This is a genomic window from Clostridium sp. JNZ X4-2 (genome assembly GCF_054889485.1).
In genome coordinates this window covers 3,440,155-3,454,769 of sequence record NZ_CM142685.1, presented here as the reverse complement: position 1 = coordinate 3,454,769, position 14,615 = coordinate 3,440,155, and the positions used below count along the sequence as shown (strand labels likewise).

Annotated in this window: 11 protein-coding genes; 10 read left to right on the top strand and 1 reads right to left on the bottom strand. The window is 33.4% G+C overall.

The window, feature by feature from the left end:
• Nucleotides 1–147: 147 nt before the first annotated feature.
• Entirely contained in the window at nucleotides 148–1,518 is a 1,371-nt protein-coding gene (gene murC, locus ACYUJ6_RS16655; protein WP_461843795.1) for a UDP-N-acetylmuramate--L-alanine ligase, read from the bottom strand.
• Between the two features lie 233 nt (nucleotides 1,519–1,751).
• Here murC and purR point away from each other — a divergent pair, with 233 nt between their 5' ends.
• The 10 genes from purR to ACYUJ6_RS16605 all read left to right on the top strand — a co-directional run bounded on the left by purR (nucleotide 1,752) and on the right by ACYUJ6_RS16605 (nucleotide 14,576).
• Nucleotides 1,752–2,567 carry a pur operon repressor gene (gene purR, locus ACYUJ6_RS16650; protein ID WP_461843794.1) on the top strand — a complete coding sequence of 272 codons (816 nt, stop codon included), beginning with the start codon at nucleotides 1,752–1,754 and terminating at the stop codon, nucleotides 2,565–2,567.
• A 101-nt stretch (nucleotides 2,568–2,668) separates the two neighbouring features.
• On the top strand, nucleotides 2,669–2,959 hold the full coding sequence (spoVG, locus tag ACYUJ6_RS16645) for a septation regulator SpoVG (RefSeq protein WP_369704734.1): 291 nt from the start codon (nucleotides 2,669–2,671) through the stop codon (nucleotides 2,957–2,959).
• Nucleotides 2,960–3,165: 206 nt separating this feature from the next.
• On the top strand, nucleotides 3,166–4,536 hold the full coding sequence (gene glmU, locus ACYUJ6_RS16640) for a bifunctional UDP-N-acetylglucosamine diphosphorylase/glucosamine-1-phosphate N-acetyltransferase GlmU (RefSeq protein ID WP_461843793.1): 1,371 nt from the start codon (nucleotides 3,166–3,168) through the stop codon (nucleotides 4,534–4,536).
• 21 nt (nucleotides 4,537–4,557) lie between these two features.
• On the top strand, nucleotides 4,558–5,517 hold the full coding sequence (locus ACYUJ6_RS16635) for a ribose-phosphate diphosphokinase (protein WP_461843792.1): 960 nt from the start codon (nucleotides 4,558–4,560) through the stop codon (nucleotides 5,515–5,517).
• Between the two features lie 249 nt (nucleotides 5,518–5,766).
• Nucleotides 5,767–6,453 (top strand): response regulator transcription factor, encoded by a 687-nt coding sequence (locus tag ACYUJ6_RS16630; protein ID WP_461843791.1) that lies wholly within the window; start codon nucleotides 5,767–5,769, stop codon nucleotides 6,451–6,453.
• Nucleotides 6,454–7,869, top strand: a complete 1,416-nt coding sequence (locus tag ACYUJ6_RS16625) for a sensor histidine kinase (RefSeq protein ID WP_461843790.1) — start codon at nucleotides 6,454–6,456, stop codon at nucleotides 7,867–7,869.
• Between the two features lie 83 nt (nucleotides 7,870–7,952).
• Nucleotides 7,953–9,128: a S1C family serine protease gene (locus tag ACYUJ6_RS16620; protein WP_461843789.1), complete on the top strand. Its 1,176-nt coding sequence runs from the start codon at nucleotides 7,953–7,955 to the stop codon at nucleotides 9,126–9,128.
• 56 nt (nucleotides 9,129–9,184) lie between these two features.
• Nucleotides 9,185–9,748, top strand: a complete 564-nt coding sequence (gene pth / locus ACYUJ6_RS16615) for an aminoacyl-tRNA hydrolase (protein ID WP_461843788.1) — start codon at nucleotides 9,185–9,187, stop codon at nucleotides 9,746–9,748.
• 210 nt (nucleotides 9,749–9,958) lie between these two features.
• Nucleotides 9,959–13,480, top strand: a complete 3,522-nt coding sequence (mfd, locus tag ACYUJ6_RS16610; RefSeq protein WP_461843787.1) for a transcription-repair coupling factor — start codon at nucleotides 9,959–9,961, stop codon at nucleotides 13,478–13,480.
• Between the two features lie 70 nt (nucleotides 13,481–13,550).
• Nucleotides 13,551–14,576, top strand: a complete 1,026-nt coding sequence (locus ACYUJ6_RS16605) for a peptidylprolyl isomerase (RefSeq protein ID WP_461843786.1) — start codon at nucleotides 13,551–13,553, stop codon at nucleotides 14,574–14,576.
• The last annotated feature ends 39 nt before the right edge of the window (nucleotides 14,577–14,615 follow it).

Genomic DNA, 14,615 nt, shown 5'->3' with positions numbered 1-14,615 from the left:
GGTTACGATACTGGATAAGTTCTTACTCTAAAGGATAACGTATTCTAAATGCTAAAGACACTAAGAATACTGTTAATAAGGTTTCGGTGGAGAAAAGAACTTCTTATGATCTCCACCTGAGTCTTAGAGGAAGTTGGTAACATACTTTTATTGCAGGTACATCTCACCTATTTTAAAAACATCTCCTGCGCCTATAGTCAAAAATAAATCACCTTCATCCAAGGTATCTTTTAAATATTGAACTATTGAATTAAAATCTTTAATATTGCTGCATTTTGTTCCCCTTTTTGAAATAGCCTGGGCCAGCATAGCGGAACTTACTTCTCCAGTATCTTTTTCTCTTGCCGGATATATATCTGCAAGTATCAGTTCATCTACATTGTCAAAGGCAGAAGTAAATTCCTTAAATAAGTTTATGGTTCTTGAAAATGTATGGGGCTGAAAAACACAAACTATTCTTTTATGAGGATAGTTTTGGGCAGCACTCAAGGTTGCCTTGATTTCAGTGGGGTGATGAGCGTAATCATCCACTACTGTAACACCATTTTTTTTACCTTTAATTTCAAACCGCCTGTGAGTGCCTTTAAAACTTTCCAGACCTTTTTTCATATCTTCAATTGATATATTTAAAATCAAGGAAACAGCTATGCTGGCTAGAGCATTTAATACATTGTGTTTGCCGGGAATGTTTAAGTGTAAGGAAAATACAGCTTTATTATCCCTGTATACTTTAAAACAGGCACATCCCTTTTTATCAAAAAGTATGTCCCCGGCTGTAATATCGCCGCCATCTATTCCGTAGGTAATTACATTGCAGTTTACATTAGACATTACTTTTGCCATCCTCTTATCGTCATTGCAGCATACCAGGTATCCATTATGAGGGATCAGCTTGGCAAACTTTACAAAGGCGTTCTGCACATTATCTATATTTTTGTAATAATCAAGGTGGTCAGCATCTATATTTAAAATTACACCTATAAATGGAAAAAATTTTAAGAAGGATTCCTTGTATTCACAAGCTTCTGTAATAAAATATGGGCTGTTTCCTATTCTAACATTTCCATTTATTATATCCAGATTGCCTCCTACTAATATAGTGGGATCTAAGTTGGCATTTAGTGTTATAGAGGATAACATAGAGGTAGTAGTAGTTTTGCCATGGGTTCCGGATACTGCTACATTGTATTTGTGACCTTTCATTATATTTCCTAAGAATTCTGCTCTGGTCATCATAGGAATGCTAAGAGCCTTAGCTTTTAAAAGTTCCTCATTATCTTTGGAGATGGCAGCAGTATATACGATCAAATCTATATCTGGAGTTATATTTTCAGCAACTTGGCCTATATATATTTGAGCACCTATTGATTTTAACTTATCCGTTGAGGGGGAAGACTTAACGTCAGAACCTGATACTTCAAATCCTTTTTCAAGTAAAATTTCAGCCAGACCGCTCATGCTTATTCCACCTATACCTACAAAGTGTACTTTCTTATTTTTTATAAAATCAAATGACAATTCAAATCACTCCTTCATATTAACTAACCTATCAATAATTATATACAAAAATTAGTTAAAAAACACAAGAAAATTATATTTCTATGATAAAATATGATTTTTTCACAGAGATGTTTTATGGATGAAGGTTATGATAAATAAGTATTGATTAAAAACAATTTTTAGAATACAATATGAATAATAGAATAAGATCTTAGAGTATTATTCGTAAGATCATGTAGATAGGTGATAAAATGCAAAAATTTAGTAGAAATCATAGAATAGCGGCAATAACGAAAGTATTACTTGAAAATCCCAACAAGATAATGGGATTAAATAACTTTACTGATATGTTTAATACTGCCAAATCGACAATAAGTGAAGATATAGTGGTAATTAAAGATACTTTAAGTAAATTAAATATGGGGAGAATGGACACTGTGGCAGGAGCAGCAGGCGGGATCAAATATATATGCGGTATATCTCCTGAAAAGACTAGAAAATTTGCTGAAAAGTTATGTATTATTTTGAAAAATAGAGAAAGAATAATACCAGGTAATTTTTTATATATGACAGATATAATGTTTAATCCTAAGATAATACATACAGCGGGAGTGATTTTAGCATCTATTTTTATAGAAAAAGGTGTAGATTGTGTAGTTACAGTGGAAACGAAGGGAATACCGTTAGCATATGAAGTTGCTAGAATGCTTGGAGTTCAGCTTGTAGTTGTAAGGAGGGAAACAAAGTTTACAGAAGGATCTACTTTGACTATAAATTATGTATCTGGTTCTACAGGAAGAATCCAAAATATGTCATTATCTAAAAAAGCACTGAAAAAAGGAAGCAGATGTATCTTTATTGATGACTTTATGAAGGCAGGGGGAACTGCCATGGGTATAATTGATCTTTTAAAAGAATTTGAAAGTGAACTTTTAGGCATAGGATTCTTAATAGATAATGTAGGAATTCCTAAGAAGTTAGTGCAAAATTATGTATCAATAGTGGATTTTAAAGGAATTGATGAAAATGGGAATGCCTCATTATCCCCTTCACAAAGGTTCATCTAATAAAATTTTCAAAAAATTTTATTAGTTTTTAACAAAATAAGAAGGAAAAATATAAAATATAGAGAATAGTATATACATAAGCATCTTGGAGGTGGATTTATATGCAAATTACAGACGTTAGGGTAAGAAAAATTGCTGCCGAGGGTAAGATGAAAGCTATTGTTTCAGTAACCTTCGATAACGAATTCGTAGTTCACGATATAAAGGTTATAGAGGGACAAAATGGTCTTTTTATAGCAATGCCAAGCAGGAAAACTCCTGATGGAGAATTTAAAGACATTGCTCACCCAATAAATACTCAAACAAGAGAAAAAATACAAAAAGCCATTCTCGATGAGTACGAAAAAGTAAAAAGCGAAGAAATTGCTACCGAGCAAAAGACGGAGGAATAATAAAAAGGAGTATTTACTCCTTTTTATTATTCCTCCGTCTTTTTTGTATTTAAATATAGTTGAAAAATACTTTTTCAACTACCATTCCCAAAATTTAAAATTACCTATAAGGTTGCAAATAATTTTTATATAAAATATAATATTATAGGATGTTTTAATAATATGGTGTAGAAAAAAGTGGATTTATACCACGAAGAGGTGTTAAAATGTATAATTGTGCTATAATATTAGCGGCTGGCCAAGGGAAAAGAATGAAATCTTCTACTCCTAAGGTCTTGCATAAGATCTGTGGAAGAGAAATGGTGAACATAGTTATTGATGTTGTAAAAAAGGCACAAATAGAAGACATAGATCTTGTAATTGGAAATGGTGCAGAACAGGTAAGGAAAGCTACTGAAGGTTGGAATGTGGGTTATTCCTTTCAAAACAAGCAATTGGGTACTGGGCATGCGGTTTTATGTGCGGAGAATTTTTTAAGGGACAAAGAGGGAACAGTAGTTATATTTACAGGGGATTCACCTTTGATAAAGGAAGGTACTATAAAAAAAATGCTGGATTTTCACAATAAGTGTAGGTACAAAGCTACCATATTGACATCTGTGATTAAGGATCCTACCGGATATGGAAGAATTATAAGGGAGAAAAATGGAGATGTACTCAAGATAGCTGAGCATAAGGACTGTTCAGCGGAAGAATTAAGAGTTAATGAAATAAATTCGGGGATGTATTGTTTTAATATAAAGAGCCTTGTTGAGAGCTTAAATAAATTACACAACAATAATGCTCAGGGCGAGTACTATCTGACAGATGTTATAGAAATATTAAAGAGTAAGGGAGAAAAAATAGGTGCACTTCCAGTAAATGCTCAGGAAATTATGGGGGTCAATTCCAGAATACAGCTTTCAGAAGCTGAAAAGGTTATGAGGAACAGAATAAATAGAATACATATGGAAAATGGAATTACACTTATTGATCCTGCTACCACTTATATAGGTTTGAATGTTGTAATAGGCAGGGATACTGTAATATATCCTGGAAATGTGATTCAGGGAAATACTACTATAGGAGAAAATTGTATATTATATCCTAATTCCCGCATAAAGGACAGTTTAATAGATAATAACGTCACAGTACAAAGTTCGGTTATATTGGATAGTAGAATAGGTGAAAGTGTTACTATAGGGCCTTTTGCTTATATAAGACCTGAAAGTGTAATAGGCAAATCCGTTAAAATAGGTGATTTTGTAGAGATAAAGAAATCTACCATTGGAGATAAGACGAAAGTATCTCATTTGACATATATAGGTGATGCCAAGGTGGGAAAAGGATGTAACTTTGGCTGTGGAACTGTTGTGGTGAACTATGATGGCAAAGTGAAAAATAAAACTTTAATTGGAGATAATTCATTTATAGGATGCAATACTAACCTGGTGTCACCAGTTAAGGTAGATGATGATACATATATAGCAGCAGGATCTACTATAACGGAAGAAGTACCTGAAGGTTCACTTGCCATAGCCAGGGCCAGACAAGTGAATAAGGAAGGCTGGGTATATAAAAAAGGATTAAAGAAATAAATTTTAGGAGGGCTTTACATAATGATAACCCATGGTAAAAATATTAAGATTTTTGCAGGAAACTCCCATCCTGAGCTGGCTAAAGAAATAGCAAATATTTTGGGAGCCACAGTTGGAGATTCAAAGGTTTCAACTTTTAGTGATGGAGAAATATCTGTAGACATTAATGAAACTGTAAGAGGAATGGATGTATTTATAGTTCAATCTACCAATGATCCTGTAAATGATAATTTGATGGAACTTTTGATTATGATTGATGCATTTAAGAGGGCATCTGCAGGAAGAATAACTGCAGTAATGCCTTATTATGGATATGCCAGGCAGGACAGAAAGGCTAAAGCAAGGGATCCAATTACAGCAAAGCTTGTAGCAGATATATTGACAGCAGCTGGAGCGGATAGAGTTCTTACTATGGATCTTCATGCAGCACAAATACAGGGATATTTTAATATACCTTTAGATCATCTTCTGGGAGCTCCTATTTTAGCAAAATATTTTATACAAAAGGGATTCGATGAGAGAGAGGATATAGTTGTGGTTTCTCCGGATCTTGGAAGCGTAACAAGAGCTAGAAAATTTGCAGATAAACTTCATGCAACCATAGCTATTATAGATAAGAGAAGACCAAAAGCCAATGTATCGGAAGTAATGAATATAATTGGAGATGTAAAAGGTAAAACTGCTATATTGGTAGATGACATGATAGATACAGCTGGGACCATAACAAATGGTGCTCAAGCACTTATGGACAGAGGGGCAAAAGAGGTTTATGCATGTTGTACTCATGCTGTGCTGTCGGGGCCGGCAATAGAAAGGATAAAAAATTCTGTTATAAAAGAGTTGATAATGCTAAACACAATAAACCTGAAGGAAAGCAAAATGCTGAATAAATTTAAAATATTATCTATAGCTCCAGTGTTTGCAGAAGCCATAAGAAGAATATATGAAGATATTTCAGTAAGTAAATTATTTGAAGATTAGCTAAAGAAGAGCATGTGGAATTCATTTTCCATATGCTCTTCTTTAAAAATATAGACTTATTTTGTAACTTATTTGTAACTTTTAAAATAAGAGCAGCATTTGTATAAAAATATATGATAGATTTAATATAAATAGCAGTTAATTTTTTAATAATTATAAGAAATTATAAATATTAGTGTAATGAATTAAGAAATATAGTTGATAATAAATAGATAATATAGATAAAAAAGATTGATTAGGAGGATAATGATGGAGGGCTCAATAGGCAAGATCTTGATTGTAGATGATGATGAGAATATTTGCGAAGTAATAAAGATGTATTTAGAAAGTGCAGGATATAAAACGCAGGTTGCAAATGATGGCAAAACAGCAGAAACACTATTTTTGGAGTATAAACCGGATTTAGTATTACTGGACATAATGCTTCCAAATATAGACGGTATAGATGTGCTTAAATGGATACGAAAAGAATGCGAAACTCCTGTAATTATGCTTACTGCAAAGGGAGAAACTTTTGATAAGGTTTTAGGACTTGAGCTCGGAGCAGATGATTACATAGTAAAACCTTTTGAACCAAAGGAGATGCTGGCTAGAATTAAAGCAGTGCTGAGAAGATATAGTGTGGATAATGACAGCAAGGAGGTGCTGAAATTCGAACAGTTGACTATTGATATAAATTCATATACGGTTGTTTATAAAAATGAAGAAATAAAAATGCCCCCCAAGGAATTTGAACTGCTGTATTATCTGGCAAGCAATAAAAATAGGGTATTTACCAGAGAGCAGCTGTTATGTGAAGTCTGGGGATATGATTATCCTGGAGACTCCAGAACAGTAGATGTGCATATTAAAAGGCTTAGGGAAAAACTTCAAGGTGGACTTAGCTGGCAAATAGAAACAGTATGGGGTGTGGGATATAAGTTTGAGGTGAAATAGATGAAAAAGGGTTTATTTTCAAAACTTATGGCTGCATTTATTGCAATTATTATAGTAAGTTTTGTAATGACAGCAGCTTTTTTATCCTATTGGTTTGAAAGTTATTATTTTGAACAGAGGGAAAGTGAATTGCTTAAAGAGTCTCAATTCATAAAGTATAAGGCAATCCAATATTTAGATGGAGATTTGACACGAGATGATATAAATGAAACCTTAACTTATATAGGAAATTACTTATCGGCAGATATATGGCTGGTGGATAACTACGGCTATGTATATTCCGTATCAAGAAATGAACACAAAAAGTTGACAGGTACTTCAAAACAGATAGTTACTAGTGATTTACAGGAACTTAGAGAAAATAAAACAGTAGACAAAACCGGGACTTATTCAGATATATTTACAGCTCCAGTACATACCTTCGAGGTACCAATTTTTTCGAATAAGGTCTTTAAAGGTGCTATAATGATGCACACGTCCATAAGTGAATTAAGAGGGCCTTTAAAAAGGGTATATGAAATAATATGGATATCAGCAGTTTTTGCCATTATAATATGCTGCGTTGTAATTTATTATTTATCTCAGAGGATAATTATAAAACCACTTAAGGTAATTAACTATGCAGCAGATAAAATATCTAAAGGTCAGGTTGAAAAAAGAGTTGAAATTGAATCAAATGATGAAATCGGGGAACTTGCAAAATCTTTTAACAGCATGGCAGATTCTCTGGAACAAGTGGAAAAGAACAGAAGGGAATTTATATCCAATGTATCCCACGAGATAAGATCTCCTATAACATCTATAAAGGGGTTTATTGGAGGAATGATTGATGGTGTTATTCCGGCAGAAAAACAAAATTATTATCTATCTGTGACCTACTCTGAAATACAGAGACTCACTAGGCTGGTAAATGACCTTTTAGATTTATCAACTATTGAATCAGGGCAGCTTAAGCTTAGAATAGAAAAAGTGGATATAAATGAAGTTATAAGATTATGTGTTATAAAGTTTGAAACTAGAATAAATGATAAAAGGCTTAAGGTAGATGTACTTTTAGAAGATGATAAACTTTATGTAGCAGTAGATAAGGATAGAATAACCCAGGTGGTTACAAACCTGATAGACAATGCTATAAAATATGTAAAAGAGGATGGAAACATAAAAATTTTTACCAGGATAAAGGGTGAAAAAGTATTTATATCCATATATAATGATGGTTCCAGTATACCAGAACCTGATATGAAACATATATGGGATAGGTTTTACAAACGTGATAAATCCAGAACTTCAAAGATAAGTACAGGACTTGGACTTCCCATTGTAAGGAGTATACTTACCCAATTAGGTGAAGACATATGGGCTGAGAACAAGAAACCTAATGGAATTATGTTCACATTTACTTTGAAAAGAGTTTAACAAATTATTTTATTTTGTTCATATTTGTGTAAAACTTTTTTATTATAATAACTCTAGATTTCAGATATTATGAGGTGTATTTAATGAATAATAACAACGGATATGATAACATAAAGGATGTTTCATGGGAGAACGTAGAATCCGATAAAGCAAAAATAAAATTTGTAAACAGCAAAAGAAGATCAAATATGATAAGATTAGGAAAAGTAGTTTGCTTTATACTGGTGGCAGCTGTTTCAGGAGGTGTATCCGGAGCCTATATGAGCAGCAAAAAGGAAGCCACTAAAATTTATACGCCTAATAATCAAATAGTAGTTGAGTCACATGAGAGTACTGGTAAAACTAACTTGCAAAATACATCAGAAAATTCTATAACGGAGGTGGCAGAAGCTGTTAGTCCCGCAGTAGTAGGTATAAGCAATAAGGCAGAAGATTATTTTGGACTGCAGGACTTAGGAAGTGGCTCTGGGATTATAATCGATTCAAATGGATATATAGTTACAAACTATCATGTAATACAGGGAGCAGATAAAGTTATGGTTAAACTGTCCAGCGGGAAGATACTGGATGCATCTGTAGCTGGAGTGGATGAAAAATCAGATCTGGCTGTAATAAAAGTGAATGCAAAAAACCTTCCTATAGTTAAGTTGGGCGATTCCTCCAAAGTGAAGGTGGGGGACATTGCAATTGCTATAGGAAATTCCCTAGGCGGAGAATTTCCAGGTTCAGTTACAGCTGGCATAATAAGTGCACTAAATAGAAAAATAGAGTATAATGGAGTTATATATAAGGTTATTCAGACAGATGCAGCTATGAATCCAGGAAACAGCGGGGGACCTCTTTGCAATATACAGGGTGATGTTATAGGTATAAACAGTTTGAAACTAGGGACTGATTCTAATATAGAGGGAATGAGTTTTGCCATAACTATAAATGAAGCAAAGAATATAATAAAGTCACTTATGAGCAATGGCAAAGTTTCAAGGCCTGATTTGGGTATAGGCGGAGAAAGTGTAATATCCAAGGATAATAAAATTCAGGGAATATATGTTGAACAAGTGGAAAAGAATAGCGGGGCTTCAGCTGCCGGTATAAAACCTACGGATATATTAATAGAATTGGATGGAAAGAAAGTAAAGAGTGTATCAGATATAGAAATTATATTAGAGGGACATAAAGTTGGAGAAAAAGTTCAGAGTAAGATCTGGAGAGATGGGAAAGTTATAGAAACGGAGATAACCTTATCTGAAATTAAATAAGATAATATAGAGAGAAGTTTAAATTATGATATCAATACTGGGATTGGAGCAAATTAATGTTTTTGATAGTTGGTTTGGGAAACATAGGTACGAAATATGAACACACACGACACAATATAGGATTTGATTCTGTGAACTTACTGAGCGATAAGTATAATATTCCCATAAATAGAAAAAGATTTAAAGGATTTTGCGGAGAAGGTATAATAGAAAACAACAGGGTGATATTATTAAAACCAAGTACTTATATGAATTTAAGCGGGGAAAGTGTTGCAGAAGCTGTAAACTTTTATAAAATAGACAGCAATAACATAATAATAATGCACGATGACATAGATATTCCCATGGGGAAACTTAGAATAAGAACTCATGGAAGTGCAGGAGGACATAATGGAGTGAAAAATATAATACTGAATTTAGCTACAGACCAATTTTTAAGGATAAAAATAGGTGTAGGTAAACCTGAGGGGCAGCTTATATCTCATGTTCTGGGTAAGTTTTCCAAAGATGACAGAATTCATATGGAAAAGGTTTTAGCAGTTAGCGAAGAAGTAGTGGAATGCATTTTAAAAAGTGGTGTAGAAGAAGCCATGAATAGATTTAATGGATTGACCCTATAGGTTTGTATAATTGAAGTGCTGGATCTAATTGGTTTCTACATAAATAAAATAATTTGGTGAAAGAACCGTATAATCTCTCTAAAGGAAAGAGATTGACGGTTGTTGTGCGTTTAATTAAAGATGTTTAGGGTTGAAGTTTATAGATGAATATTATGGTGAGTAATTCATTGGGTCATAATGGATGAATAAATTTATAGGGTGGTTGTTAAAATGAGATTAGAAGGGCTTATGAAACCTATCAAAGAAAGTAATAAGTTTAAAAGTATTATAAATGAAATAGAGAGAAAGAAGTTTCCGGTGGGAGTATATGGACTTTCAGAATCTGCCAGAAGTTATTTGATATATGGAGTATATGAAAGGCTGGATAGACCGGTTTTAATTGTCACTCACAGTGATGTAGAAGCTAGAAAACTGTATGAAGACTTATCTTTTTATTTACCACAAGTATATTATTTTCCCGCTAAAGAGGTGGTATTCTATAATATAGATGCTATATCTGGAGACTTGAGATGGGAAAGGCTGAAAGTAATAAGAGAAATATTAAATTCACATAAAAAGATTATAATAACTTGTGTGGAGTCATTGAGTTCTGTGTATATTCCTGCAGAATTATATAGAGATTACATATTTAAGATATCAGTGGGAAACAATCTGGACTTAAAAAGTATTACTGAAAAACTAATTCAATGTGGATATGAAAGAAGTGAAGTTGTAGACTCAAAAGGACAATTTTCTATCAGAGGAGGTATAATGGATATTTACTCTCCTATCTCGGAAGAACCATACAGATTGGAGATGTTTGGAGATGAAGTGGAGTCTATTAGAAGCTTTAATTTGGAATCTCAAAGAAGTATTGAAAAGGTGGATAGTATAGAAGTTTTTCCTGCCAGAGAAATTATACTTGATAAAGATAAAATTGAGATGGGCAAAAAAGGCATACAAGAAGATTTGACAGTGGTAGTAGAGAAATTAAAAAAATTAGAAGATAATGAAGCAGTTAAGAGAATAAAAGAGATCACGAAGAAAAACTTAGAAACCCTTGAGCAAAGCTGGAATTTTGAGACTATTGACAGTTTCCTACCGTATTTCTATAATAAACCTTCTACCTTTTTAGACTATGTAAAGGATTATTTTATAATCATGGATGACGTGCAAAGATGTGAAGGTAAATTAAATAGTGTATATTTTGAGTTTGAGGAAAATTATAAGAGTTTTTTGCAAAGAGGGAATATACTGCTTAAACAGAGCAGAATGCTCATTGATAGATCCCAGCTAACGGAAAAGCTCAAAGACAGGGAAAGTATTATATTGGATCCTATAGCCAAGGCGGTTAAAACATTTCTACCTGTTTCCATAATAAATTTTTCACAAATAACTCTTAATAATTACCATGGACAAATGGATCTGCTTATTGAGGATATAAGGGATAAAAAATCCAAAGGCTTTAAAATATTAATTTTATCAGGCACAAGACCTAGAGGAGAAAGGCTGGTTGATACTTTAAGGGACAGGGATATAGACAGCAGTTATAAGGATGTAATACGTGAAATTAAACCTGGAGAAATAGTTATAACTTTTGGAAGTCAGCTAAAAGGATTTGAATATCCAGAGCTTAAATTAAGTGTAGTTTCAAGTAAGGAGGTTTTTGGAGAGGCCAGAAGAAAAAATATAAAGAAAGCTGCAAGAAAAGGAGCAAGTAAGATCAAAAGCTTTACGGAATTAAAACCAGGTGATTTTGTAGTTCATGTCAACCATGGTATAGGTGTGTATAAAGGAATAAAACAGTTGGAGCTTCAGGAACATAAAAAGGATTATCTGGAAATCGTATATGAATCTGATGATAAATTATATGTACCGGTAGAACAGCTTGATATGGTACAAAAGTATATAGGCTCCGAAGGCAAGACGCCTAGAATAAGCAAATTGGGAAGTTCGGAATGGGCAAAGGTCAAAAAGAAAGTAAAAAAGTCAATAGAGGAAATAGCAGAAGACCTGGTAAAATTGTATGCAATTAGATCTACTTTGAAAGGTTATAAGTATTCAAAAGATACAGTATGGCAAAAACAGTTTGAAGATGAATTTCCCTATGAAGAAACACCAGATCAATTGTCAACTATCCAGGATATAAAGGAAGATATGCAATCAGATAAAGTCATGGATAGACTGCTTTGCGGAGATGTGGGTTATGGTAAGACCGAGGTTGCCGTAAGAGCTGCTTTCAAAGCTGTAATGGATGGAAAACAAGTTGCCTTTTTAGTTCCAACTACAATATTAGCACAGCAGCATTATAATAATTTTATTCAAAGATTTTCAGATTTTCCTGTAAAGATAGATATGATAAGCAGGTTTAGAACTCCTGCTCAGCAAAAGCTTACAATAAAGGCTGCGAAAGTTGGAAATGTAGATATATTAATTGGAACTCACAGAATACTGCAAAAGGATGTTCAATTTAAGGATTTGGGCCTTCTTATAATAGATGAAGAGCAGAGATTTGGTGTTAGTCATAAAGAAAAAATCAAAAAGATTAGAAAGAATGTAGATGTATTGACTTTAAGTGCAACACCTATACCGCGAACTCTTCACATGTCCCTGGTAGGAGTCAGGGATATAAGTGTTATAGAAACACCTCCAGATGAAAGGTATCCAATACAAACTTATGTGGTAGAATATAACGATCAATTGATGAGGGATGCTATACTGAGGGAAATAAGCAGAAAGGGGCAGGTCTATTTTGTATACAATAGGGTTGAACATATAAGAGAAAAAGCCTCTTACATATCAAAATTAGTTCCAGAAGCCAAGGTGGCGGTGGCTCATGGTCAAATGCAGGAAAGAGAACTTGAAAATATAATAGTGGATTTTATGAATGGCAAATATGATGTTCTTGTATCCACTACTATTATAGAAACTGGTATGGATATACAGAATGTAAATACCATGATAATATATGATGCAGATAAAATGGGGTTATCCCAGCTCTACCAGCTGAGGGGGAGAGTTGGCCGAACCAATAGGATAGCTTATTGCTATTTGACTTATAGAAAGGATAAGGTTCTTACAGAAGTGGCAGAAAAGAGACTGAAAGCTATCAAGGAATTTACTGAATTGGGATCCGGATTTAAAATAGCCCTGAAGGATCTGGAAATAAGAGGGGCAGGAAATATGATGGGGTCATCACAGCACGGCCATATGGCAGCTATAGGGTATGATTTGTATTGTAGAATGTTAGAGGATACTGTGAAGTTAATAAAGGGTGAAATACACGAGGAACCGGTGGAAACTACTGTAGAATTAAAGGTGGATGCCTATATACCAGATAGTTATATAAAAAATGAAGTTCAGAAGATAGAAGTATATAAGAAAATAGCGGCCATAAATTCCTATGATGACATGTTGGATGTAAAGGAAGAATTAGAAGATAGATTCTCTGATATACCAACTTCAGTGCAAAATCTTATGGACATAGCTTATATAAGAAGCATGGGCAAAGAACTTGGAATAGAAGAAATAAAAGAGGCAAGGGGGGAAATTGTATTTACATTTGAAAGTGAAGATAGAGTGGATAAAAATGTAATGAGAGGTCTCTTGAAGAATTATTCTAGAAAAATAGTTTTGAAAATGAATAAAAAACCTGGTTTTGGATATAGATTAAAAGATGTGAAAAGAGAGAATATTTTAAATGACATTAAGGAAATTGTTAATTATATGCTACAAATATATGAACAAAAATAGCTTTGTAGTAAAAATATTTTTATGTTAAAATGAATCTGTATTTTAACATAAAAAGAGTGGGGGAATAATTGTGAAAAGTATAAAAAAGTTAGTGACCGCTGTGCTTATGATGATATTTACATTTTCAATTGCCGGTTGTAATATGATAGAAAAGACACCAGAAGCCATATCTAACAGTGTTGTGGCGGTAGTTAATGGAGAAAAAATCACCAGAGGGGATTTAGATAAAAATCCCAATACCATGCAGCTGTTAAGCCAGGCTAAACAGCAATATGGCGAGGATTATGCCAAAAATGAAGATGCCGTCAGTGCCATAAAGAGTCAGAAGGAACAGATACTTGAGGACATGATTACAAATAAGATAATTGAGCAAAAAGCTAAGGAATTAAAACTTTTGCCAGATGAAAAAAAACTGGAGACAAATATGAATAATCAAATTGCTCAGATAAAGAAGCAGCAGTTTGGAAACAGTACTGAACAATTTGATGCAGCATTAAAAGCTCAGGGTTTTACTGAAGAATCATTTAAAAGTATGTATTTATCTCAATTGAAGGATCAGGAGATACAGCAAAATGTAAGCAACAGTCTTACAAAGAATGTAAAAGTAACTGATAAACAAATAACAGACTATTATAATGCAAATAAAGATAAGTATACAGAGCAGACTGATAAAATGCATTTGGCACATATCCTTGTAAAGACTAAGGCTGAAGCTGTAAAAGTAAAGGCAAGGCTGGATAAAGGGGAAGATTTTGCAAAAGTTGCAAAGGAAGTTTCACAGGACACAGCTACTAAGGATAAAGGCGGAGATTTAGGAACTATAAGCTATGATGATTCCCAGTATGATGCTCAGTTTATGGCAGGGGCAAAAAAACTGGCAAAAGGAGCCATATCGGATCCTGTTCAAAGCAGCTTTGGATATCATATAATAAAATGTATAGATAAACAGGAATATCCTGTCAAGGCTCTTAGCAAGGTTAAAGATCAGATAAAAAAACAATTGGAAGATGATCAAAAAAGTAAATTGGTTTCTCAGAAAGTTCAAGAATGGAAAAAAGCTGCAACCATAACTAAAAAGGAAAAAAATATTATGTAAATATAGTTTTACATACAGGCACTCTAAGAAGAACTATGA